At 59.1% G+C, this 22,780-nt stretch carries 19 protein-coding genes and 2 pseudogenes; 12 read left to right on the top strand and 9 right to left on the bottom strand.

Translation table 11 applies throughout. The annotated features are described in order from the left end of the window. Positions 1–491: 491 nt before the first annotated feature. The 11 genes and pseudogenes from P6U29_RS15265 to P6U29_RS15215 all read left to right on the top strand — a co-directional run bounded on the left by P6U29_RS15265 (position 492) and on the right by P6U29_RS15215 (position 10,483). Positions 492–1,247: a YqaJ viral recombinase family protein gene (locus tag P6U29_RS15265; RefSeq protein ID WP_407118334.1), complete on the top strand. Its 756-nt coding sequence runs from the start codon at positions 492–494 to the stop codon at positions 1,245–1,247. Beyond that, positions 1,231–1,458: pseudogene (locus P6U29_RS15260) on the top strand (single-stranded DNA-binding protein); the annotation flags it as partial. The gene P6U29_RS15265 and the pseudogene P6U29_RS15260, both read left to right, overlap by 17 nt. An 86-nt stretch (positions 1,459–1,544) precedes the next feature. Next, complete coding sequence (tnpA, locus tag P6U29_RS15255; protein ID WP_407118333.1) at positions 1,545–1,967, top strand: IS66-like element accessory protein TnpA; 423 nt, start codon at positions 1,545–1,547, stop codon at positions 1,965–1,967. Continuing rightward, positions 1,930–2,312 (top strand): annotated as a pseudogene (gene tnpB / locus P6U29_RS15250) (IS66 family insertion sequence element accessory protein TnpB). Before tnpA ends, tnpB begins: the two are co-directional and overlap by 38 nt. Before the next feature lie 50 nt (positions 2,313–2,362). Then, complete coding sequence (tnpC, locus tag P6U29_RS15245; RefSeq protein ID WP_407118332.1) at positions 2,363–3,928, top strand: IS66 family transposase; 1,566 nt, start codon at positions 2,363–2,365, stop codon at positions 3,926–3,928. After that, positions 3,925–4,527 carry a plasmid pRiA4b ORF-3 family protein gene (locus P6U29_RS15240; RefSeq protein WP_122405333.1) on the top strand — a complete coding sequence of 201 codons (603 nt, stop codon included), beginning with the start codon at positions 3,925–3,927 and terminating at the stop codon, positions 4,525–4,527. The genes tnpC and P6U29_RS15240 overlap by 4 nt, the downstream gene beginning before the upstream one ends. Before the next feature lie 12 nt (positions 4,528–4,539). Continuing rightward, the gene (locus tag P6U29_RS15235; protein WP_407119336.1) at positions 4,540–4,989 is read left to right on the top strand and encodes an ERF family protein; all 450 of its coding nucleotides are present in this window, start codon (positions 4,540–4,542) and stop codon (positions 4,987–4,989) included. Positions 4,990–5,505: 516 nt separating this feature from the next. Then, positions 5,506–6,126: a hypothetical protein gene (locus P6U29_RS15230; RefSeq protein WP_407118331.1), complete on the top strand. Its 621-nt coding sequence runs from the start codon at positions 5,506–5,508 to the stop codon at positions 6,124–6,126. An 854-nt stretch (positions 6,127–6,980) separates the two neighbouring features. Next, positions 6,981–7,406 (top strand): NUDIX domain-containing protein, encoded by a 426-nt coding sequence (locus P6U29_RS15225; protein WP_407118330.1) that lies wholly within the window; start codon positions 6,981–6,983, stop codon positions 7,404–7,406. A gap of 165 nt (positions 7,407–7,571) precedes the next feature. After that, positions 7,572–9,527, top strand: coding sequence for an SDR family NAD(P)-dependent oxidoreductase (locus P6U29_RS15220; RefSeq protein WP_407118329.1), 1,956 nt, complete (start codon positions 7,572–7,574; stop codon positions 9,525–9,527). Then, a complete protein-coding gene (locus tag P6U29_RS15215; protein WP_407118328.1) occupies positions 9,524–10,483 on the top strand; it encodes an NAD-dependent epimerase/dehydratase family protein in 960 nt (319 codons plus the stop codon). The genes P6U29_RS15220 and P6U29_RS15215 overlap by 4 nt, the downstream gene beginning before the upstream one ends. A 343-nt stretch (positions 10,484–10,826) precedes the next feature. Here P6U29_RS15215 and P6U29_RS15210 read toward each other — a convergent pair whose 3' ends face one another. After that, complete coding sequence (locus tag P6U29_RS15210) at positions 10,827–12,404, bottom strand: carbamoyltransferase (protein WP_407119335.1); 1,578 nt, start codon at positions 12,402–12,404, stop codon at positions 10,827–10,829. Positions 12,405–13,945: 1,541 nt separating this feature from the next. Between P6U29_RS15210 and P6U29_RS15205 the strand changes: the two genes are divergently transcribed. Next, complete coding sequence (locus tag P6U29_RS15205) at positions 13,946–15,205, top strand: hypothetical protein (RefSeq protein ID WP_407118327.1); 1,260 nt, start codon at positions 13,946–13,948, stop codon at positions 15,203–15,205. Between the two features lie 49 nt (positions 15,206–15,254). Here P6U29_RS15205 and rfbA read toward each other — a convergent pair whose 3' ends face one another. From rfbA to P6U29_RS15165, 8 genes are all read right to left on the bottom strand, one after another. After that, the gene (gene rfbA, locus P6U29_RS15200) at positions 15,255–16,121 is read right to left on the bottom strand and encodes a glucose-1-phosphate thymidylyltransferase RfbA (RefSeq protein ID WP_407118326.1); all 867 of its coding nucleotides are present in this window, start codon (positions 16,119–16,121) and stop codon (positions 15,255–15,257) included. Beyond that, positions 16,118–17,020, bottom strand: a complete 903-nt coding sequence (gene rfbD, locus P6U29_RS15195; protein WP_407118325.1) for a dTDP-4-dehydrorhamnose reductase — start codon at positions 17,018–17,020, stop codon at positions 16,118–16,120. The genes rfbA and rfbD overlap by 4 nt, the downstream gene beginning before the upstream one ends. Continuing rightward, positions 17,017–18,075, bottom strand: coding sequence for a dTDP-glucose 4,6-dehydratase (rfbB, locus tag P6U29_RS15190; RefSeq protein WP_407118324.1), 1,059 nt, complete (start codon positions 18,073–18,075; stop codon positions 17,017–17,019). The genes rfbD and rfbB overlap by 4 nt, the downstream gene beginning before the upstream one ends. A 16-nt stretch (positions 18,076–18,091) precedes the next feature. Beyond that, entirely contained in the window at positions 18,092–18,646 is a 555-nt protein-coding gene (gene rfbC / locus P6U29_RS15185; protein WP_407118323.1) for a dTDP-4-dehydrorhamnose 3,5-epimerase, read from the bottom strand. Between the two features lie 49 nt (positions 18,647–18,695). Next, positions 18,696–19,622, bottom strand: a complete 927-nt coding sequence (locus P6U29_RS15180) for a glycosyltransferase family 2 protein (protein ID WP_407118322.1) — start codon at positions 19,620–19,622, stop codon at positions 18,696–18,698. Positions 19,623–19,786: 164 nt separating this feature from the next. Further along, positions 19,787–20,671 carry a hypothetical protein gene (locus tag P6U29_RS15175; RefSeq protein WP_407118321.1) on the bottom strand — a complete coding sequence of 295 codons (885 nt, stop codon included), beginning with the start codon at positions 20,669–20,671 and terminating at the stop codon, positions 19,787–19,789. 2 nt (positions 20,672–20,673) lie between these two features. Further along, complete coding sequence (locus P6U29_RS15170; RefSeq protein ID WP_407118320.1) at positions 20,674–21,807, bottom strand: hypothetical protein; 1,134 nt, start codon at positions 21,805–21,807, stop codon at positions 20,674–20,676. Next, positions 21,804–22,721 carry a glycosyltransferase family 2 protein gene (locus tag P6U29_RS15165; RefSeq protein ID WP_407118319.1) on the bottom strand — a complete coding sequence of 306 codons (918 nt, stop codon included), beginning with the start codon at positions 22,719–22,721 and terminating at the stop codon, positions 21,804–21,806. Before P6U29_RS15165 ends, P6U29_RS15170 begins: the two co-directional genes overlap by 4 nt. Between the last annotated feature and the right edge of the window lie 59 nt (positions 22,722–22,780).

Here is a 22,780-nt window from a genome sequence, read left to right as displayed (position 1 = left end):
ACTCACCCACATTCGGAGGAATACTCCTGATCTTCCGACAATCACTGCTCCATTTCAACAAGTCGCGGTCGGACAAGACCCTTCCCTGCGCCGCGCCCTTGCATCCAGCTGTTTGCTGTTGAAGAGTAAATTGGCTTCGTTTTGTCGCTTTGATGCTGGTCCGCCTCCCGTCGTCCCCACCCTAAGCGCGTGAGAACAAGAGACATTCTTGCCGCTAAAAACGAGCAACAATGTTGCTGCAGAAAGGACTGGCATTCCGGCGCGATTGGAGCGTTACTGAGTCGGCCGGGCGCCAACTTCGATCACAGCGCCGGTATCTCGCCTCGCGGACGCGGGGCTTCGGGCAGTGCGGCATGTACAGCCGCCTGTTCTTGCGTAGGAGATACCGGTGACAACCATTCAAACGAATGGCGCAGACGCGCCAAATCATATCATCAGGTTCAACCCACGACCGCCGCCATTTCATCGGCGGTTCAGACGCCCGCATCATTATGGGGGATGATCAAGAGAGCCTGATCCGCCTTTGGCGCGAAAAACGCGGCGAAGCGGAGCCGCAGGATTTTTCGGACAATTTGATCGTTCAGCTCGGGACCGTGACCGAGGTCTTGAACCGCGCCTGGTACCAGCGCGCAAGCGGTCACACCGTCAAAGACATCCAGAAGCGTGTTCGCCACCCCGTGCACAAATGGATGGCGGCAACGCTGGACGGGGCCGTCGAGCAGACCGGCGCCGTCTTCGAAGCCAAATTCATGCTGCCCTGGGCCTTCACTGAGGAAGCTGCGGCCGAGAAGCACATGGCGCAGCTGCAGCACAACATGTGGGTGATCGCCGCCCGCAACGCGGTGCTCTCGATCATCACCGGCGGTGGCAAATGGGTCGAGATCAACATCCACGCCGACCCGCTCTACCAGCATCTCCTCCTCACCGCCGAGAAGAAGTTCTGGCGCTGCGTCCAGAGCGGCGAGCCCCCCGTTCTGTTCAACATCGAGACGCCCCGCCCGCGGCTGGAGCCGGTCAAAGTGGTCGATATGTCCACCTCCAATCAATGGGCCGAGCTGGCGGCTACCTATCTGCGCACCCGAGACGCGCACGGGCAGCATGAGGCGGCCAAGGCCGACTTGAAGAAACTCGTGCCGGAGGACGCCAAGGAAGCCAGTGGGCACGGGATCAAGTCCAAGCGCTCCAAGTCCGGCGCAGTCAGCTTCGAAGCTCAGGCGACGGAGGGGCCCCATGCATCAGTCCAGTGAGCGGATCGGGACCATCGCGGCGGCCCTCGCCCGGGCCCAGGCCGAACTGACGAACCCCGAGAAGACCTTGACCGCCGTGATCCGATCGCCGTTCCCGCGGGAGGATGATCGAACTTTCCGCTACGCGTCCCTGGCCTCCGGCCTCGACATCGTCCGCAAGACGTTGAGCCAGCAGGAAATCGCCACCATCCAGACCACCTGGATTGAGCGTAAGCGTAGCGCCGAGGCCCTTTGGATTGTTTGTGCGGAGTCTTGAGAGCACCGTTAGAAGAGTCATCTTCTGGAAGGGTGCTCACAATGGACGACCATTCTGACGACATAAGACGACCGTTGTCACCGCGTATTGAAGTGTTCGCTGGCGCAGGTCGAAAGCGCTGGCCGGATGATTTGAAGGCACAGATTGCCGCGGAAAGCCTCGAGCCGGGGGCGGTTGTCACAGACGTCGCCCGTCGCCATGGCTGCCAGCCCCAGCAGGTGCATGACTGGCGGCGCCGGGCGCGTTTGGGCCAGTTGGTGCTGCCAGCTTCGGCGGAGACGCTGTCGTTCGTGCCGGTGGTGTCGGAATCGGCGCTACCGGCGGCCGCAGAGCCCACCGGGTCGCCGGAAGCAGCCGTTGTGACGGTTGAGCTCCAGGGGGCACGAGTGGAGGTGCGGGGGGCGCCTGGCCTTGCTGTGTTGAGTGATGTGTTCTTGGCGCTTCGACGGACACGTTCATGCTGACGCCGCCTGCGAACCTTACGATTTACGTGGCGACGCAACCTGTGGACTTCAGAAAAGGTGCGGAGGGCTTGGCGCGCTGGCGAAGGAGACGCTGGGCCATGATCCGATGAAGGGCGTGGCGGTGGTGTTCCGCGCGAAGCGCGCCGATCGGGTGAAGATTGTCGTCTGGGATGGCAGCGGCCTTGTGTGTATTGGAAGCGGCTCGATAGCAACGGCTTCAAATGGCCTCCCATCGTGGCCGGCGTGATGCGGATGAATGCCGCGCAGTTGTCGGCGCTTCTGGCCGGCATGGATTGGACGCGGATGCACGCGCCTCGGATCCCGCAGCCGAAAGCGCTTGCGTAAAGATACAAATCTCGCTGCATCGGGGCGCGAAGCATGGCAGACTCGGGCCAATGAGTGATTTGCCTGATGAGCTGCCGAGTGATCCAGCTGAGTTGCGTGTCTTTGCCGCGGCTCTGCTGGATCGCTGCGCCAGGCTCGAGCGGTTGCTCAAGCTTGCAAAAGATGCGCAGTTCGGTCGGTCCTCGGAAAAGCTGGACGCTGATCAGCTGCAGCTTGTTCTGGAGGACATCGAAGAGGCCGTCGCGGCCCTCGAAGCAGCCGAGGATCGCGCCAATCCCAGAACCTGCGAGAAGAGGACGGCCGAGCGCAAAGCCAACCGTGGTCAGCTGCTGGAGCATTTGCCGCGCATCATCGAGACCCTGATGCCCGCTGCAACCTGCTGTCCGTCCTGCAAAGGCGATCTCTTTGAGATCGGTCACGATGAGAGCCAGAGGTTGGACGTCGTACCGGCGCAGTATCGCGTGATCGTCACCCGCCGGCCCAAACTGGCCTGCCGCGCCTGTCACGGTGTCATCCTCCAGCATGCTGCTCCCGAGCGACTGATCAGGGGAGGATTGCCCACCGAGCGGCTGGTCGCGCATGTGATCGACGCGAAGTATCATTGGCATTTGCCGCTTTATCGCCAGGCGCAGATGCTGGAGACCCACGGAATAGCGCTGGACCGTTCCACGCTCGCCTTCTGGGTCGGCTACGCCGCCCAGGAATTGAAGCCCTTGTGGCATCGTCTGCGCCAGCTTCTGCTGGCCTCCTCGAAGCTCTGTGTCGATGAGACCCCGGCGCCGGTGCTGGATCCGGGGCGCGGCAGGACAAAAACCGGCTACTTCTGGGCGCTGTCACGCGATGATAGGCCTTGGGCCGGACCTGATCCGCCTGGGGTGGTCTATGCCTATGCACCGGGCCGCGGCGCCGTTCATGGCTTGCGGCTGCTTGAGGGCTATCGCGGCATCATCCACTGCGACGGCTATCAGGCTTACAAGACCATGACCCGAGAGACGCGTGCGGACGCCCTGTCCGGGACGCTCGCCTTCTGCTGGTCGCATCTGCGGCGCCAGTTTGTGAAGATCGAGCGGGAGGCTGCGCCGGCGCCAGCTCCGGTTGCCCGCGAGGCGCTCGCGCGCATTGCCCAGCTCTACGCGGTCGAGAAGGCACTGCGCGGCCGCTCTGCTTCCGAGCGCTGCGCCGGCCGACAAGCGCATGCCCGGCCTCTGGCTACAGCCTTGAAGCAGTGGTTTGAGGCCAAGCTTGATCACCTTGCGGGGAAGAGCGACACGGCGAAGGCTTTGCGTTATGCGCTACGCCATTGGGACGGCCTGACGCTCTACCTTGATGACGGGCGCATCGAGATGGACACGAATGCGGTCGAGCGTGCGATGCGGCCGATCAAGCTCAACGCCAAGAACTCCCTTTTTGCCGGTTGCGACGAAGGTGCCGAGAATTGGGCATTGCTGGCTTCGCTCATTGAGACCTGTAAGCTCAATGGCGTCAGTGCCGAGCACTGGCTCGCTGACGTTCTCGCCAAGCTCGTCAATGGTTGGCCTGCGGCGCGACTGGACGAACTGCTTCCCTGGGCGTCGACCTATACGATGCATACACACGATCCGAGGCTGGCGGCATGAGCCTGAACACGACCGCGGTCCGGATCAAGGTGACCCTCAAGGATGTGAAGCCGGAGGTGATGCGTCGCCTTGTCGTACCCGTCACCCTGCGCCTTGATCGGTTGCATCTGACGCTTCAGGAGGCATTCGGCTGGACGAACAGTCACCTCTTCGAGTTCTTCGCTGGTGAGGTCCGTTGGGGGATTCCTGATCCCCACAACGATTACGGCCACCAGCCCATGGATGCCCGCAAAGCGCGGCTTTGCGATATCGTTCGCGAGACCGGCGCCAAGACGATCCACTATCTCTATGACTTCGGCGACAGCTGGGACCATGTGATCAAGCTCGAAAAATGGTTCGAGAACACCACGACGGAGGGGCTTCCCTTCCTGCTCGAGGCCGCCGGCCGTTGTCCTCCGGAAGACGTCGGCGGTGCGCCAGGCTATGCCGAATACCTCGCCGCCATCAGCGACCCCGGCCATCCCGAGCACGAACACATGCGCCTCTGGGGCCCGGAGCGGTTCGATCCCAACGTCGTCGACCGGAAGGCGCTCGAAGCCGCCGTCAAGGCGTTGTCCGACACATGGATACCGCGGCGACGCGCCACGCGAACAAAATAGGCGTCAAGCGTCATTCAGAAGGGCTGCAGAGCTACGCTTACGATTGAGCAGGTCACCGGCCAGATCCATCTCACCACTCTGCTCGCCCACGCATCAGGAGAGTGGATCTCCTCGGACCTACCGGTCTGCGCCTCCAAGGAGGTCGAGGCGCCGCACCGGATGGGCGCGGCGCTGACCTATGCCCGCCGGTATGCCCTATTTGCACTGGTCGGGATAGCGGGAGAGGACGATCTGGATGCGCCTGATGTCGTGACAGGTCCTCCTCCTGCCACCGAGCCGCAGGCCACACCAGGATCGAAAGGAAAATCGCCTAAGGGCATCCTGAACCGGCCACCGGTCCTGGCCCCTGAACACTCTGCCGAGCTGCTCGATCGGCTCTTGGGCGAGCTTACTCTTCAGGAGGGCAGCGAACGGTTGCTTGCCTGGGCCAAGATTTGTCGAGGCGGACGCCCGCGCTCTTGAGGCCGCCTACCAGAGGAGGCTCGAGGAAACTGCGCTTCCGGAGATCGATCCAGCAGAGCAGCGGGTCGCGTCAGCGGCCGCACGGTCTCTACCTGAGGAATCTCCTTCCCAGGCATCCGGCGACAATTTCGCACCTGCCACTTCCTCTCCCGGAGAGCAGGTCGGACTTGCCTTTCCAAAAGAGCCGCCTCGCCGACGGAGCAAGGATCACCTCGCCTTTATCCGCAGCCAAGGCTGTCTGGTTTGTCAGAAGATACCTGCTGATGCGCATCACCTGAAGTTCGCGCAACCACGCACCTTGGGTCGCAAAGTCAGCGACGAGTTCACGGTGCCGCTCTGCCGATCGCATCATCAATCGCTGCACCGACACGGAGACGAAAGAGCCTGGTGGAGCAATCTGCAGATTTCGCCGCTGCCGATCGCGAAGGAGCTTTGGGATGCCAGTCCCGTTCATCTGGCGAATGGAGCAAGAGTTGCCGCACCCTCTGCGCGTCCGCTATCGGAGGCGCAAGATCAATGAATGGTCCTGTCAGCCTCCCTCAACCGCAGTGGGAAAGCGTCTTGCCGCCCCAATTCGAGGCTCTGTGTCCTCCGCCTCAATTATTGCCGGGAGAAAACATCGACCACTATCACGCACTTCAGGCCGCGATCTTCCGCGACATCAATCCTCAATCGGCAATCGAATGTCTGCTCGTTGTTGATATCGCTGAGTTGACATGGGAGATCCAGCGCTACCGGGTACTGCGTCACAGGCTGCTAACCACGTACCGCCAAAAAGCAATTGAGATAACCCTCCGCCGCGTTGATGTGGCAGGCAACTCTCCCGAAGCTCGAAAAGTTGCCGAATTCTACACCGTCCAGAATGCCTTAGATTGGCAACTCGACTCGAAAGCAGCAGCTGAGATTGAGGCCCGTCTTCACGCCTACGGGTTTGACCAACACGCCGTCAACATGGAAGCTCATGTTCAGGCGCGGGAGGTCCTCTCATTGTTTGAGGCACTGCTTACTGGAGCCCAGCTGCGGCGGCTATCCCTATTGAAAGAGCTCAATGCGTTCCGCGCAAGCGCTGGAGCCAGTTTTGGAAGCCGGTTGCGCACCTTGAACAACAGCGTGCACGCGACTCATCAGGGAAAGTAGGTGGCTCCAAGCAATATTGTTGCAACTGACAGGGCGTCCAAAGCAGGTCCCAGTTGGATCCGGCCAATCTAACCAATGTTGCCTCCGGTCTCTTCATTGCGCCCGATTCCCTGGAGTTGCTATAGCGCTGATAAATTCAGCCGCTGAGCGGACTGATCGTACATTCTTAGCAAATTTGCTGCGCGAGCAAGTCTCGGTTCGCGCGCCCTTGCGCTCAGCTCTCAATAGACAATCACAAGGCGGTCGCTTCCAGACTGCCGAGACGGAGAACGAGCGCTATCGGCAAAGGCGGCCGCACTGTAAGTGGGCAAAACCCTACGCCTATGATGCGTCAATTTGCGCGTCAAGTGACACGATGATGCCGCGCAGCATTGGAGCAAGAATATCTCCCCGGTCGAGAGGGTGGGGGATTTTTTTGGGAATCTGTACGCTCAATCAGGAGTCAACTGCCAGGAGCTGAACACGAGTCAGATCCGCTCGCTGGGCGCTTTTAGGGATTGCTCCCATTGGATATAACACCCAATCCTGGCGCTAGAATTTTGGATGCAAAAATAAGACGGGGCAAGGGTCAAGAACTGATTGTCGGGAATCGAAACTGTTGAGGCATAGAGCTGACGGAGAGAGCCGCTCAATTCAAAAAAGGACAGCGATAACATCGTAAACAGGGTCCGCATTTCGGATCGGTTCCCTAGCATTTAGACTATCTCAACAACTGTTGCTCTTCGTGCGATCACTCCACATTTCGCTAGCTCGCAAAAACTTGGATGTGCACTCCAGAGACCTTGATTTTGGCACCTTGAGGCGAGCGAAAAGACGGCTTGCGTTGAGGCTCCGATGCGGATTTAGTATACCGCATGGAACCAAAACGACGTGAAGCCGCCGCCGCCATTATCTTTGCTGAGGATGGACGGCTTGTACTGCAGCAACGTGATGTCGTACTTGGAATTCTCCATCCCGGAAAGGTGGGTTTATTCGGCGGCCACCGGGAGGGCAATGAGTCTTTTATCGATTGTATCGTACGGGAAATCCATGAGGAGCTCGGCTATTATCTTCCGGCTCACCAGTTCGAGCCCTTGGTTACCAGATCTGGCGACGACCCTGACGTGCCAGGCGGATTTGTGCACGGAGAAATCTTTGTGGCTCGCAATGTTCCTGTCCAGCGATTGTTAGTCACGGAAGGAACATTGCTCGTGATCGAGCCAGCAGCGCTTTCAACAATTCGCGAAAACCTTGTCCCGTCCGCCCTCTTTGCCTTTGAACAACTCGGCCTCCGCACCTGACTTCTACGATCGGCGGCGTCCCATCTGTGCACCCTCGCACACGTTTAACAGCAGAAAGTGCCCAGCAGCTGACGCTTTGGACCCGGCTCCCCCAGTGGCAAGTCCTGGGGAGATAAGCTATCACGTCATGAAATTGCATCTAACTGGGTTTTCATCGGTCGGCGGATGACGCGTCTTTCGCATCTCACTTTGCGCAATTTCCTTATCGCGCTCCACGACCTGCTGGCGACCACGGCGGCGCTTTTTGCCGCCTTCTACCTGCGTTTCGAGGGCGGCGACTACTTCTATGACCGCCTGCCGCTGCTGTTCAAGATCCTGCCCTACTTCCTCGCCTTCAGCGTGGTGGTGTTTTTCTTCTTCAACCTGACCACCACGAAATGGCGCTTTATCTCGCTGCCCGACGCGCTGAACATCATCCGCGTCGCGACCGTGCTGACGGTCGCCTTGCTCGTGCTCGATTACATCTTCGTCGCCCCCAATGTCCGCGGCGCCTTTTTCCTCGGCAAGGTGACGATCGTCCTCTACTGGTTCCTCGAGATCTCCTTCCTTAGCGCGCTGCGCATGGCTTATCGCTACTTCCGCTATACGCGGGTGCGTCGTCATGCGAGGACCGATCATGCCGCGCCTACGCTGCTGATCGGCCGCGCCGCGGATGCCGAGGTGCTGCTGCGCGGGATCGAGAGCGGGGCGATCAAGGGCATTTGGCCGGTCGGCGTGTTGTCACCGTCGAGCGCCGACCGCGGCCAGTTCATCCGCAACGTGCCGGTGCTGGGCGGGATCGACGACGTCGAAGACGTCATCGCGGACTTTGCCAAGCGCAACAAGCCGATCGCGCGACTCGTCATGACGCCCTCGGCATTCGAGCCGGAGACTCATCCGGAATCGATCCTGATGCGGGCGCGCAAGCTGGGCGTGATCGTCAACCGGATGCCCTCGCTGGAGAGCGGCGACACGCCGCGGCTCACGGCCGTCGCTGTCGAGGACCTCCTGCTGCGGCCGAGCGAAAAGATCGACTATGCGCGCCTGGAAGCGCTGATCAACGGCAAGGCCGTGATCGTCACTGGCGGCGGCGGCTCGATCGGTTCGGAGATCTGCGAGCGTGTCGTCGCCTTCGGCGCCGCGCGGCTCCTGATCGTGGAGAACTCGGAGCCGGCGCTCTACGCGATCACGGAAGCGCTTGCCGCGCAAGGCGCGGCAGCCGAGATCGAAGGACGGATCGCCGACATTCGCGACCGCGAGCGCATCATGCGCCTGATGGCGGAGTTCAAGCCTGATATCGTGTTCCACGCGGCGGCGCTCAAGCACGTTCCGATCCTCGAGCGCGACTGGAGCGAGGGCGTCAAGACCAACATCTTCGGCTCGATTAACGTTGCGGATGCCGCCGTGGCGGCCGGCGCCGAGGCGATGGTGATGATCTCGACCGACAAGGCGATCGAGCCGGTGTCGATGCTCGGCCTGACTAAGCGCTTCGCCGAGATGTACTGCCAGGCACTGGATCACGACCTCGCCGCCGGGGTGCGCGGGACCAAGCCGCCGATGCGGCTGATCTCGGTCCGGTTCGGCAACGTGCTGGCCTCGAACGGCTCGGTGGTGCCGAAGTTCAAGGCCCAGATCGAGGCCGGCGGCCCGGTGACCGTGACGCATCCCGACATGGTCCGCTACTTCATGACCATTCGCGAGGCCTGCGATCTCGTCATCACCGCGGCCACGCACGCGCTTGGAACGCAGCGTCATGACGTCTCGGTCTACGTGCTCAACATGGGCCAGCCGGTGAAGATCGTCGATCTCGCCGAGCGCATGATCCGGCTGTCCGGACTGCAGCCCGGCTACGACATCGAGATCGTGTTCACCGGCATGCGGCCGGGCGAACGCCTGCACGAGATCCTGTTCGCCTCGGAAGAGCCGACCCGCGAGATCGGCGTCGCCGGGATCATGGCCGCGCAGCCGAACGAACCGCCGATGCAGACGCTGCGCAAATGGATCGCGGCGCTGGAGCAGGCGATCGCGCGCGATGATCGCGCCACCATCAGGACCATCCTGAAGGACGCGGTGCCCGAATTCGGGTCGACCGCGGCCAATCATTGCAATATCTGCAATGAAGCTACTATGAGTACAAAATGAGCGTGAACGGGAAATCTGTACTGATAACCGGGGCAAACGGGTTCATTGGTCGCCATCTTGCCCCGGCTCTTCTGAACGCAGGATGGAAGGTCCGCAGTGCCGTCCGCAGCCCGGCAGGCTTAGCAGATGAGGTCGTGATTGGAGCAATTGGCCCAGGAACTGATTGGCGAGTTGCGCTAGATGGAGTAAGCGCCGTCGTGCATCTCGCCGCGCGCGTGCATCACAAGGACGAGGAGCATGCGGTCAAGCTCTACCGCGAGGTCAATATCGATGGAGCTATGAATCTCGCGCGCCAGGCGGCGAAGGCAGGAGTGCGCGAATTCATTTTCCTTAGCACCATCCTTGTACATGGCCGCAGCAATGATGGTCGACGGCCCTTCACTGAGGAAGATATACTTACCCCCCGCGGCCTCTATGGAATGTCCAAAGCCGCGGCGGAGGCAGGCCTCAAAATGCTCGCCCATGATAGCGCTATGAGGATCACCGTTATCAGGCCTCCTCTGGTCTATGGTGCCGGTGCCAAAGGAAACTTTGCCCTGCTGACGCGCGCGCTGAAGTTGAGAATACCTTTACCATTTGCCGCGATCCGCAATCAGCGCGCCTTTCTGGCGGTACAGAACCTCTCATCATTCATCTTGCAAAGGCTGACCCAGCCCCAACCCGGAAGTAATTTCGACATATTCCTAGTGGCTGACAGTCAGCAAGTTTCCACGCCTGAGTTTATCGAGCATCTGGCAATTGCATCCGGCAAAAGGCCCAGGCTATTTCGCGTACCACCCGAATTCTTGAGTTCGTTCTTTAGGATGATTGGAAGAGAGGACACGCACCATAGTCTGCTCGGCTCACTTGAACTTGACATATCTAAGGCGTTGGCAACCGGATGGAGGCCACAGGTTTCGATTGACGAAGGCCTAATTCTTGCGTTTTCGGTTCAGGCCACCAAAAGCGCTCTCTAGGACCATTCTTAGGATACGTCTCAGCAAGGTGTGGGCTTCACTCGGCACTGAGACAACCTGTGCCTCTGCGGCTCGGCGGCAATCGTCGGCCACTTCCAAGAACGCATCCCGCTCGAGATTAGACGTCGCAAAACTCGCCTGCCGCAAGCAGATGCGCTCCAACCTCCTAAATTCTCTAAGGTCGCTCCTACCCACCCATTTTGACCTTTTTGAACCATATCTACATAGCGAGGCAGGTTGCTATTTGCAACGATTGCATCGGGTGCTTGGGGCCATCCTGTAGTTCCGTGATATTAATTTCCGAATGGAACAAGAGCACGGAGACCTGAAGCGTTTATGGTCCTCAACGCGATGACTTCGACAGTCGGTAATTTCCTAGATAGAGAACATCGAGGCCTGAACAGAAGTAGGTGTGCAAGGCCTCCAACGGTGCATTCACGGTCGGTTGCTCGTTAATATTGAGGCTGGTATTGATCACAACTGGCAATGAGGTCGCTTTCGCGAATTCGCGGATCAGCCGGCTGTAGAGCGGGTTACTGTTCGCATGCACGCTCTGGATACGTGCGGTGTTGTCGACATGGACCACCGCAGGCATGGTCTCGGCCACTTTCCCGTTGACCGGGAACGTCACTACCATGAACGGCGCGTCGAACGTGTCCTCGAAGTAGTCGGCCTGTCGCTCATACAGCACTGATGGACAGAATGGACGGAACTCCTCCCGATATTTGATCGTGAGATTGATGCGATCCTTCATGCCCGCATGGCGAGGATCCGCGAGGATCGAGCGGTTGCCAAGCGCCCGCGGACCGTACTCCATCCGCCCCTGGAACCAACCCACCGTCTTCTGCTCCGTCAGGTCGTTGACGCAGCGCGAGACGGGATCGTCGAGCAGCTCGAAGTTCGCACCGATCTTTTCCAGTGTTTCCCGGATCGTGTCGTTGGAATATTCCGGTCCCCAGTATGCGTGGGTCAGCGGCGCGATCACGTGACCCGCTTCGGCGCATTTCATCATCGCGGCGCCGAGCGCCACGCCTGCATCGTGCGGCACCGGAGGAACGTAGAGACGCTTCACCGATGGCTCCGCCGCGATCGCCATGTTCATCTTGCAGTTCAGCCCGACGCCGCCGGCGATGCAGACGTCGCTGCAGCCGGTCTCTTGAATCGCGGAGCGGATCACCTCGGTGGTGACGATCTCGAGCTGCTTCTGGCCGCTTGCGGCGATGTTGGTCAGGCGGTGGTCGAGCGGTTGGCCGCGCAGCCGCCGCGGACCCAAAATCTCCTCCATCTTCTCGGTGAAGATGCGTTCCTGCCGCGTCGAGAAATCGCTGGTGAAGATGTCAGCGTCGCGTCGGCGCTTGTCGAGCTCGGGATCGAGCTCGTAGTTGATGCCGTTCGGACGCAGGAGCTTGGCGAATTTGTCGAGATAGTCCGGGCTACCGTAAGATGACAAGCCCATGACCTTGTACTCGTCATTGGTCATCTGATAGCCGAGATACTGTGTCAGCATCCCGTAATAGAGCCCAAGACTATTATGGCGGCTGAACCGCGTCAGCACGCGAAAATCGTTGCCGCGCGCATGGGCGACGAGGCCGGCGCTTGAATCGCCGGAGAAGTCGAAGCAAGCAACTGTCGCCTCGGAAAAACCAGAGCCGTAGAACGAGCTCGCAGCGTGACAGAGATGATGGTCATAAAGCTCGATCCTCGGACTATGGCCGAACTGGTAATTGAAGTATTCGGTGAGGCGCTGAGTGTAATTCGTGTACGTCTTCAGGGGTGAGCAGATCCAATCGACGTCGCGCATGGTGATGCCGGCCAGCTTCAGGCAGAAACCGATCGCGCCGCGCGGCAGCTCGCCGCGCGCATGCTTGGCCAGTGTGAAGCGCTCCTCCTCGGCCGCAGCGATCAACTCACCGTCACGCATAAGCACGGCCGCTCCGTCGTGGTGACCGTGTTTAATGCCGGAGCTGATTCCAATCACATACATCTCAAATACCCCTGCCGCCTTCTAGGCACGAAGCCAAGTTAACAAGATTGGTATTACCAACCGAGTCGGTCAATGCTGCCTGCTCTGCACATAGAGACGTAACCGTGTAAATACCCTGCCTCAGATTTGTATGAGCCGATCTGGACGACAGCCTGTTAATTCTGTAAGCTCTTAAGCACCAGCGTTGGTAGTGAGGCCCGATTCGGTAGAGATATGTTCCAACGGTTCAAGCCCGGAGTCCGAGCGATACTCGCTGCGCTCGCGCTACTGCTCGTGTGGCTCACGGTCGCTGTCCTCACATATGACGATGACTCCCAGCTTGGCGCAAAATTGGACCGACTGAGGTAAGTGTCGCCTGACGCGCGGTGGCGGTCTCGATGATGCCGGCTGATGTTGGAAACGGATTCATCCATTGAGCGACCAGCGATCTAGTGTTGCACCGGTGCACGGATGCCCCCCATTGGGGAACATACGTCGTAGCACAGCCGCTGCTCAGAAGGTGCACGACGGCCGAGATTCCGTATTGCGACTAACATAGTATTCAGCCAACTCATGATCGTTAGCACGTCTATCGTGTCTCGCTGAGCCCAGCTTGCGTAGCCTGCCCGCCAACTACTAAGCCCCGCAAAGAGGTGAAGGTCCAAGCGACTCCTGTACCTGTTCCCACTCGCTCTCATTAACCCTATGTCGTCCCACCTCCTCCTCACATCGACTGCGCGCCTTTTGCTGCCCGCCCCAAGAAGAAGAGCCGCTCCGACTTGAGAACAGAACAGGTGCCCGGGCAAACTCTAGCATCTAAAACTCCCGACGGCTGGCCTTGCCCTCATTTGCAGGCTAGACACTGTAAAGCGGCGTTGGTCTTTACCTACCTCTCTGCCCTCGTTCAACGGGATAAGGTCGAAACGTGTTTGCAATGATGTGTATGGGAAAGCGTAAGCCTGAGGTTTTCTTCCGCAACGGCGTCCTGAACGAAGGCAGCAGGCATGTATTCGAGATTAGCAGACTGAAGCGGATCGACGGTGCACGCGGCGCGATTAAGGCGGACGATGAGGCTGGCTATTTCGTCTCCCTCGTGAGAAACCAGTCCCGGATCATAAGAGGCTTGTACAACGAGAGTCCCATCGACGCGCTCTACACATGGATGGCCAGCGTACGGCCAACATGCGGGGCCCATAGCGACATTTTCGAATACTGCCCTTACCACCCTCTGGCCGCCGTCAAGCGATGTCGTCAGCCTCGTCACAGCCGGAAGCCTGCTCGTGGCATGATCACCGATCTCGTCGGCGCTACTCGGTCGACGCGAGCCGCAGGATGCTGATCGAATATAATCATCTGAAGGCGACCACCGCCGCAGGCATCTGCGTGTTCCTGTTTCCGAGCGGCGATCTCCATACATTTGTTTGAGCCACTCTATCCGCGGAAAGAAGCAGAACGTTATGACTGGGCACGGCTGGAAAGCATCGATCGGAAGAGGAGGCATGATCTGCCTGGTGGCCCTGCTGGCGGCGCTCTGCTGCGTCTCGCTGTTCTACGTCTCCAAGCGCCTCGATTACGTCCCCTTTCATCCCGAGCATCTCGTCGAGGCGATCAGCGTTGTCGCAGCGTTCTCCTTCATGGTCATCGCTATGTTTGCGGTGGCGAGGTTCAGCTTTGGCTATGTGGTTGGTCTTCACCTCTTCACCATGATGGCCGGGTTTCTCTGGATCAATACCTTCTCGAAATATGCATATGATCACCAGCTCGCCCGCATCTCTGCCATTGCGTCCTTCCTCGCTTTTCTCGCACCAGCGATTGTGACGTTCTCCCGATTCAAGCGTCATTTTGAACTTTCGGAACCCGCGCTCGACAGGGTCCTGTTGACTATCGAGATCATGGCGCTCATCACGCTGCTCGCAGCCTCGAGGTACAATTTTCGGCTGGTGTCGCTCGAGCGCATCTACGAGTTCCGTCAGGAAATCGAATTTCCAGCTCCAGTGCGCTACGCGATCGGTATCTTCCTGAGCGCATTGTTACCATTCGCTTTTGCATCGCACCTGGAGCGGCGTCGGCTGAAGCGAGCCGCGCTCCCGCTGATCCTGATGCTTGCCTTTTACCCGATCACATTGAGCAAGCTCGCCCTATTTGCGCCGGCGCTTCTGCTGTGGCTTCGGCTGCTTGTCTCGATTTTCGACGCCAGGGCGGCGGCTATCCTGTCGCTGCTGCTACCTCTCGCGGCTGGCCTCGTACTGACCAATTTGGCTCCGGTGGGACCGTCGGGATTACCGGAAGCCTATTTCGCGGCGATCAACATCCGGATGTTCGCGATTCAGTCGAGCGCCCTTGATATCTATAACTCATTCTTTTCTACCCACCCTCACACTTACTTCTGCCAGATTTCAGCTCTCAAGCTGGTTATTGCGTGCCCTTACGATGTGCCGCTCTCAGTCGTGATGCAAAACACCTACACAATGGGGTACATGAACTCCTCGCTTTTCGCGACGGAAGGCGTGGCGTCGGTAGGTCTTTGGCTTGCGCCTGCCGCGGCATTGGCCTGCGGCACCGTTTTCGCCCTCGCTAATTATGTCTCATCAAGGTTGCCGCCCCGCTTCATTCTGGTGTCAAGCGGATTGATGCCGCAAATCCTAACCAACGTCCCCCTCGCGACTTCAATGCTAACGCACGGGCTCGCGATCCTGCTTGCACTCTGGTGGATAACCCCGCGGCGGATCAGCGAGACGCAGCGGACTAGCGCCACCTGAGGAGCGGTCAACGTCGCGGGCGTCCACCTGCGCACGGGTCATTGCCTGCTCAGACGGTCGCCAGGTTGCGCAGGTAGCAAGCGTAGTCGCTCTTCCCCATATCGGACGCCAGTCGCTCAAGTTGGCTCCGATCGATATAGCCCTGGTTAAAGGCAACCTCCTCGGGGCATGCTATGCGGAAGCCTTGTCTCTTCTCGACCGTTGCAACAAATTCCGATGCATCGAGCAGGCTCTCGGGCGTACCTGCATCGAGCCAGGCGAAACCCCGCCCCAACCGCTCAACATGCAGGTCTCCTCGCTCAAGGTAGAGCCTATTCAGATCGGTGATCTCCAGCTCGCCGCGCGCCGAGGGCCTTATTGTTGAGGCGAGGCTTGCGACCTGCTCGTCGTAAAAATAGAGGCCCGTAACCGCGAAGTTCGATTTTGGCTTCTGCGGCTTCTCCTCGATAGAGCGGGCGTTACCCCCTTCATCGAATTCCACCACGCCATAACGATTTGGATCGGCCACTTGATATGCGAAGATGGTCGCGCCGCTCGTGCGGCCCGTGGCGTTGGCCAACAGTTGATGGAGCCCCTGGCCGAAGAAGATGTTGTCACCCAGAATCAGGGACGAACGTTCGCCTGCGACGAAATCGGCGCCGATGATAAAGGCCTGAGCCAGCCCCCCAGGCGTGGGTTGCCGAGCATAGGACAGCGATAAGCCCCATCGGTCGCCGTCTCCCAGCAGCGCTTGGAACTGAGGCAGGTCGTGCGGCGTCGAAATGATCAGGATCTCCCGGATCCCTGCGAGCATCAGAGTGGTGAGCGGATAGTAGATCATCGGCTTATCATAGACCGGCAACAACTGCTTCGAGGTTACCAGGGTCATCGGATACAGCCGCGTGCCGCTGCCGCCAGCGAGAATGATTCCTCTCAAGATGGGCCTCCCTGCTCCTGCGAGATACGAACAAGGCAGTCGTCGAGCGACGTCTGCAGCGATTGCAGCTGGATATCGAAGACCGATTGCAGCCGCTTGGTCGATAGCCGTGAATTCGCCGGACGAACGGCGCGGGCGGCATATGCGGATGACGAGACCGGAATAATCTCGGCCGAGTCCCCCGTTTCGGCCGTATACCTCGTCGCGATTAGACGCGCAAAGTCGTACCAGGTGACGGACTCCGAACCGACGATATGCGTTATTCCGGCATAATCGGATTGCCAGCCTGTCCGTATGAGGAGGCGCGCCAGCACGATTACAGCGTCGGCGAGGTCCGGCGCGTAGGTTGGACAACCCGTCTGGTCATTGACGATCTTGAGCCGCTGCCCCTCAACGAGCCTGCGCCAGATCGTCCGCACGAAATTGGTTCCAAACGGCGCATAGACCCAGGACGTCCGCAGGACGACGTGCCGGACGTTCGTGGACATCACGGCTCGCTCGCCCTCCAGCTTCGAACGTCCGTAAACGTTCTGCGGATTGGGAGCGTCCTGCTCCTCGTAGGGACTGGGCTTCTTTCCGTCGAACACGTAATCGGTCGAGAAGTGGATGATGGGAGCGTCCTCGCTCGCAGCAGCCGCGGCGACTTCCCTTGCGCCATCCCGGTTGATCGCAAAAGCGACGTCCGGTTCGTTTTCGGCCTTGTCAACCGCAGTATAGGCGGCTGCGTTGACGACGATGTCCGGACGAAACCTGGCAATTGCCGCCGCTACCGCTCCGGGCTGCAGCAGATCCACCTCGGGACGGCCGACGGAATGAAGAACGAGATCAATCTCCCTGGCAGCGGCTTCGCGCAAAGATCTGGCGATCTGGCCTTCGCGACCGACGACGAGGAGCCTCATGAACCGTCTTTTCCGATCAGCCCCAGCCGCTTGCCACTGTAGACACCGTCCCGCAAAGGACGCCACCAATCGGCGCGGTCCATGTACCAGCGCACCGTCTTTTCGATGCCCGTCTCGAAAGTCTCGTTGGCGCGCCAGCCGAGCTCGCTTTCCAACTTCGTTGCATCGATCGCATAACGCAGATCATGCCCAGGGCGATCCTTGACGAATGAAATCAGATCATGATGCGACGTACCGGTCGGACGCAGACGATCCAACAAAGTGCAGATCTGTCGCACCACATCCAGGTTGGTCCTTTCGTTGCGTCCGCCCACATTGTAGGTCTCGCCCGGACGGCCTTTGGTCAGGATCGTCGCGAGAGCGCGCGCGTGATCTTCGACGTAGAGCCAATCGCGAACGTTCAAGCCGTTCCCGTAGACCGGCAGCGCCTTGCGGTCGAGCGCATTCAAGATCATCAGGGGAATGAGCTTCTCGGGAAATTGGTAGGGCCCGTAATTATTGGAGCAGTTAGAAACTATCACCGGCAGTCCGTAGGTGCGGTGCCATGCTTTCGCGAGATGATCCGAGCCGGCCTTGCTGGCGGAATAGGGAGAGCTGGGGTCGTAGGGGGTCGTCTCCGTGAAGGCGCCCTCCGCGCCCAAGGAGCCATAGACTTCGTCGGTCGAGACGTGCACGAAGCGAAACGACTGAGCGGCGCTCGGACTGCGCTCGATATAGCGACGCGAGACGTCCAGAAGGGTAAAGGTCCCGAGGACGTTTGTTCGAACGAAGACCTCGGCATGCTCGATCGAGCGGTCGACATGGGTTTCGGCCGCAAGGTGAACGACCGCACTCGGCTCATATTTACGGAAAACCGCTTCAACGGCATCTCGGTCGGAAATATCACCCTTTTCGAAAGCATATCGTGGACTCCGTGAAACCGGAGCGAGCGACTCCAGACTAGCTGCATAGCTAACGCCGTCCAGCACGACCACGTCTAGGCCAAGACCAGAGATGAAATGCCGGCAGACTTCCGATCCGATGAACCCGGCCCCGCCAGTCACAAGAACCCGCATGATCACTACCTACAGCTCAGTTGGAGCGCCGTGCCAGTTCGCCCAGACGCGGAAGATTACGATCCTTGTCCGACAAAATCGCCTCGATCGGAGAGATGCCCCAATCAATCTGGAGCGCGGGGTCGTCCCAAGCGATCCCTCGTTCATTATCCGGTGAATAATAATCGGTGGTTTTATAGATGACCTCGCAATTGTCGTCTAGCGTGATATAGCCGTGAGCAAAGCCCGGCGGCACCCAGAGCTGCCGCCAATTGGCTTCCGACAGTTCGACCGCAACATGCTTCGCATAGGTTGAGGACGTCTCTCGAACGTCCACCGCGACGTCGAGTATCGCCCCTCTTGGGCACCTCACGAGCTTGCCCTGCGCCCGAGGTTCCGTTTGATAGTGCAGACCGCGTACAACTCCCCTGCGTTTCGTGATGACGTGATTGTCCTGCACGAAATCCGCACGGACACCATGGGCTGCTAACAGATCCGCTCGAAACGTTTCCGAGAACGAGCCACGTTGGTCGACATGCCGCAGGGGTGTCAACAGCAAGACGTCCGGAATACTCAAACGTTCGATTTTCATGAATACCGTCCAGCGAGGTTGACCGAGTTCCGCGGCTGGGCGACAGCCGTCAAATGCGGCCAAAGATCGCCGCAAAATTGAGTGCGAAATTCTCCATGGCCGTCTGCCGATAGACCCCAGACCGCCAAAGTAGCCACAATCGCATGGGCAGCCAAGCGGTTCGAGCCCTGGAGAACAGGTCCAGGATCGCGAGGTTGTCTGAACGCAATTCGCCACGAATCTGATTGAGTAGTTTCATATTGATCTCATTCCATTGAGCCATCTGCCCGGATGCCAGGCCGAGCGCTCGCGTCAGGCGCGCTTGGATGCCGACGTTTTTCCCGAACACGTTCTCTCCGTGCTGCCGGTAGGCCAAGCTGGGCCGCGGATCATAATGTACGATCCCTCCAACCCCCGAGATGACTTGATACGTCCACCAATCGTGCGCAACCATCAGCGCCTCCGGCGGCGTCTTCTGAAGTGCAAGTCGAGCTGCCTTATTGAAGATCATGGTGTTGCCACCGCCGAGGTTCTGGACTAGCGCATTGGCGAAGGCCGGCGCTCGTTTGAACGTCCGCGAGAAGCCGATCGGCACTCCCTGCCGGCTGACGAGCTGGGTGCGGGTGCAGAAGAGCGCCGGCTGGTCTTTTGAAATCTGCTCGAACCAGTCGACCGCGTCCGCCAGCTTGTGGGCGAACCAGACGTCGTCTTGGTCGCTGTAGCCGAGCAAATCACCGGAGACCTCCGGGCTTCTAACCAGTGAGACGAAGTTCTGCCAGAAGCCCTTTTGCGGTCCGCGAAGAATAATCACCCGCTGGGATACAGATTTCGCGAACTCTTCAACCAGCGCCAGCGTGTCATCGGTCGAGCCGTCGTCGGATACAACGAGCTCCCAGTTCGAATAAGTTTGAGCGCGAAAGGACTCGAGCTGTTCGCGAATGAACTCCGCCCCGTTTCGGGCCGCCAGCAGGATAGTGACTTTGGGATATCTGGACAATCGAAGTACCACTTGTATGCCGGCCGCTTGGGACTCACTCAAGGGCTGGCCAAGCCCCCCCTAAATCAGACCCGCCTGCCTACCAAATCGTAATGACGCTTTCCACGCCCTTGTTAGCATCTGGCCGAAGTAACTCAGCTAGACTCAACGCCGCCTGGCCTCCCTTAGGCGGACAGCGGCTGGGATCGCCTCCTGACGACGTAGTCGCGCAGCATGGCGAACACAATTCCGGCAGCCAGACCCATGACAATCCCGAAGAGGATGATAAGACCTCGGCTCGCCCCCCCGATTCTAACCGACGAAGTCCTCCCCATCATTTCAGTCGGAGCGGACTGATACTTGTCGCGCCGGACTAGGAGAAATCTCTGACGATCGAGTTCCCATATTCCCCTGGCATTTCTTTCAATGGCCGGTGCAAGCGATGCCATGGCCGAGGATCCGTCATCCGCCCCCGAATTGCTTGCAGACGCAAACGCCTTCTCAAGTTTTGATTGCACTTCACGCAAGCCTGCAAGCTCCGTTGCATATTGCTCCGCCAGGAGACCGACTTCCGACCGTGCTGTTCGCGCCAGCTCTTCATGTACAGATTTCAGCTGCTCGAATATTGCAGTTACCGCGTCCGCTGAAGCGTCAGCGGTCGAGGCCCGCACCGTGATCCGGATCAGAGCCGTCGACGGGACTGGATCGATCTTTGCACTTACAAACGATACGCGGGCCGTAGCGGCACCCGGAGAGACCTCAGATATCTTCAGCGCGTCTCGCAGGAATGAGTTTGTGCGCATCCGCTCCTGCACGTCCTGAAGCGACTCGACCAGCCGCGGGGAGTTCGCGAACGCGTCAAAGACCTGACCGATCCGGACCGTCGCCTGGGCCTCCCACTGCGGTTTGATCCAGCTCAGAGGCACAATTGCAATAACGGCCACAATCACGAAGGTCGCCGCGGCCCATCTCCATTGGCGCATGAAGAGCTGACGGAAGTCGTCGAGTTCGATCCCCTCCCCTCTAGCGACAGCTTTCGCCGGCGCGAATGCATCCTGCTGAACCGTCATCATCAGCTCCCTTTCAACTCTTCACGCACGCCACCAGGAAGAAAATGCGCGGCGACCGGGATCATCAAACAGAGCGCCACGAATCCGAAATTCGTCCAGGTAAAAGCCTGCGGGGCAAACGGCGACATCACAGATACGTAGGCAATGCGAAGGAAGATCAGGAAGCGCCACACCGAGATAGTTCTGCGCAACAGCACGATACTCCAGAGCAGCATGCCATAGAGCAGCAGCACGCTGAGAAACGCGCCGCTCCATCCGGCAGCCATCAGGAATGGAAAGAACTCGGTGCCGACATTGATCGTCGGCGCATCGAGAGGTATGTCCGTTCCGAGCGTCTCCACCGATCCACTAAATGGGATGAGCTGGCTTAGAAGAAAGCCCGCGTTTTGATAGTTCTTTGCCAGGATAGAAGAGAAGTTGTAGAGGCCTGCGCTCACATAGAGCAGCGGCCACTTCACTCCTTCTGGAGAGCTCTCGAACAAGCGGCTCAACGGAAGGTTGAGATGGTTCAAAGTCCCTGAGCGAACCACTCCCAACAGTGAAAAAGCGGCCAATCCTCCGAACAGGAGAGGCACAATGATTTTCCAGGAAAGCAGCACCGACCTCCTCTGCAGCAGAACCAACGTCAGCCCCAGTGAAAAAATGGCTGCGAAGAGGCGGTTCCGATCGATCACAAGTATCGGGAAGATAAGGCCGATCACCACCAAGGCGATGCGCGTTGCTTTGCTCCGAAAGCAAAGGAACGCGAGCGGCGGCAAAATCCAGCTCAAATTGGAGATGTGGCGGACATGATTGCGACCATTCTCGAATATCGCGTAGGAGGAGGGATCGACTACGAGAGGGATTGGAAAGAAGGTCAAGTCGATGACACAGAATCCGGCCACCAGCCAGCAAAGGGCCGCCGCAACGGCTCCCTGACGCGTGCCCGCAAAATCCATGCTCTGAAACGACTGCAGCGGCGGCAGACGAATATCCAAAACGAAATCCATCATGACGATGGCGACGGCGGCCGTCGTGAAGAACAACACTCCTCCGACCATGGCCGTCGAAAACTCGAAGCTGACGAGCATAACCGACAGTGACAGCAGGATCGGGAGCGCCAGATAGAACGACGGATATCGCAGCGCCGCACTCACCCCGTAGCTCCCGGTCGCGCCGGTGCCGAACCGAGAAGGGCAATGGCCCTGAGCCCGCCAAACATCAGGACATTCCAGGCCGATGTGGGATAGTGACTCTGCAGATAGGCGATCTTAGCCGCGATCAGCCGGCCCTGTGCCTTCAGCAATGTCCTGTAGCAGCCATGGAACGAGCCGAGATTCCGACTGACGGCCTCAGCCATGTTGCGGAGGTTGGCGATCCGCCTCTCAGTATCCTTGGTCTTGCTGGTGTTGGTGCCATGAACCCGGTAGGCACCCACCTTGACGTCAATGAAGCCGACAACCCCCAGTGCAGCGAGACGCAGGAAGAAATCCCAGTCGTCGATGAGGAGATTCTCGTTCCAGCCCTCGGCTGCATCGAGCCCCCTTTTTCGAAGCAGCGGCACAGGGCCACCGATCGCCCATCGGCAGATGATTTCACGCCGAATTCCCTCATCCGTCAGGTAGCGGGTTTTGTCGACATTGAACAAGCCGACCATTGCGCTTTCGTGAACGGTCTGGTCCTGATCGTCGACGACGATCGAGTCGCCGACGACAGCAAGCTTGGTCTGATTGGCCTGGAGGTAGGCGACCTGCGCGATGGTCCCGTCAGGCAGAAAATAATCGTCGCTCGCGCCGAGGCGCAGATAGTCCCCACTGGCCAATGCGGTGAGCTCGTTGAGGGTCGCTGCGATCCCCTTGTTCTCGCGATCCACGTAGCGGATGTCGAGCGAGGATTTATGCCTAGCTACCCACTCCGATATGATCTGCGCTGTCCGATCACGCGAGCCATCGTTGATGATCACTAGCTGCTTGTTCGCATACTTGTCGAACAGAACGCTGTTGAGGCATTTCTCGATGAACCGCTCATGGTTGTAGGCTGGAACAAGAAACGACACCAACGGAATATTCATCGGCGAATTCGACGCTATTTGCTCCCGACTGAGGCTCATGACGATTGCAGACCTTTTCC

Source organism: Bradyrhizobium sp. LMG 9283, from assembly GCF_045571415.1.
In the GTDB taxonomy this organism is placed as follows: Bacteria; Pseudomonadota; Alphaproteobacteria; order Rhizobiales; family Xanthobacteraceae; genus Bradyrhizobium.
The sequence above is the reverse complement of the archived record's forward strand: the minus strand, read 5'-3'. Positions and strand labels throughout refer to the sequence as shown.

Bases quoted from the DNA above. Each gene is read 5' to 3' on its own strand.
- P6U29_RS15210 (WP_407119335.1), bottom strand. From the start codon at position 12,404: ATGCGTGACGGTGAGTTGATCGCTGCGGCCGAGGAGGAGCGCTTCACA.
- P6U29_RS15205 (WP_407118327.1), top strand. From the start codon at position 13,946: ATGATCTGCCTGGTGGCCCTGCTGGCGGCGCTCTGCTGCGTCTCGCTG.
- P6U29_RS15240 (WP_122405333.1), top strand. From the start codon at position 3,925: ATGAGCCTGAACACGACCGCGGTCCGGATCAAGGTGACCCTCAAGGAT.
- P6U29_RS15265 (WP_407118334.1), top strand. From the start codon at position 492: ATGGGGGATGATCAAGAGAGCCTGATCCGCCTTTGGCGCGAAAAACGC.
- P6U29_RS15165 (WP_407118319.1), bottom strand. From the start codon at position 22,721: ATGAATATTCCGTTGGTGTCGTTTCTTGTTCCAGCCTACAACCATGAG.
- rfbC (WP_407118323.1), bottom strand. From the start codon at position 18,646: ATGAAAATCGAACGTTTGAGTATTCCGGACGTCTTGCTGTTGACACCC.
- rfbB (WP_407118324.1), bottom strand. From the start codon at position 18,075: ATGCGGGTTCTTGTGACTGGCGGGGCCGGGTTCATCGGATCGGAAGTC.
- tnpA (WP_407118333.1), top strand. From the start codon at position 1,545: ATGGACGACCATTCTGACGACATAAGACGACCGTTGTCACCGCGTATT.
- rfbD (WP_407118325.1), bottom strand. From the start codon at position 17,020: ATGAGGCTCCTCGTCGTCGGTCGCGAAGGCCAGATCGCCAGATCTTTG.
- P6U29_RS15230 (WP_407118331.1), top strand. From the start codon at position 5,506: ATGAATGGTCCTGTCAGCCTCCCTCAACCGCAGTGGGAAAGCGTCTTG.
- P6U29_RS15220 (WP_407118329.1), top strand. From the start codon at position 7,572: ATGACGCGTCTTTCGCATCTCACTTTGCGCAATTTCCTTATCGCGCTC.
- tnpC (WP_407118332.1), top strand. From the start codon at position 2,363: ATGAGTGATTTGCCTGATGAGCTGCCGAGTGATCCAGCTGAGTTGCGT.
- P6U29_RS15225 (WP_407118330.1), top strand. From the start codon at position 6,981: ATGGAACCAAAACGACGTGAAGCCGCCGCCGCCATTATCTTTGCTGAG.
- P6U29_RS15175 (WP_407118321.1), bottom strand. From the start codon at position 20,671: ATGACGGTTCAGCAGGATGCATTCGCGCCGGCGAAAGCTGTCGCTAGA.
- P6U29_RS15215 (WP_407118328.1), top strand. From the start codon at position 9,524: ATGAGCGTGAACGGGAAATCTGTACTGATAACCGGGGCAAACGGGTTC.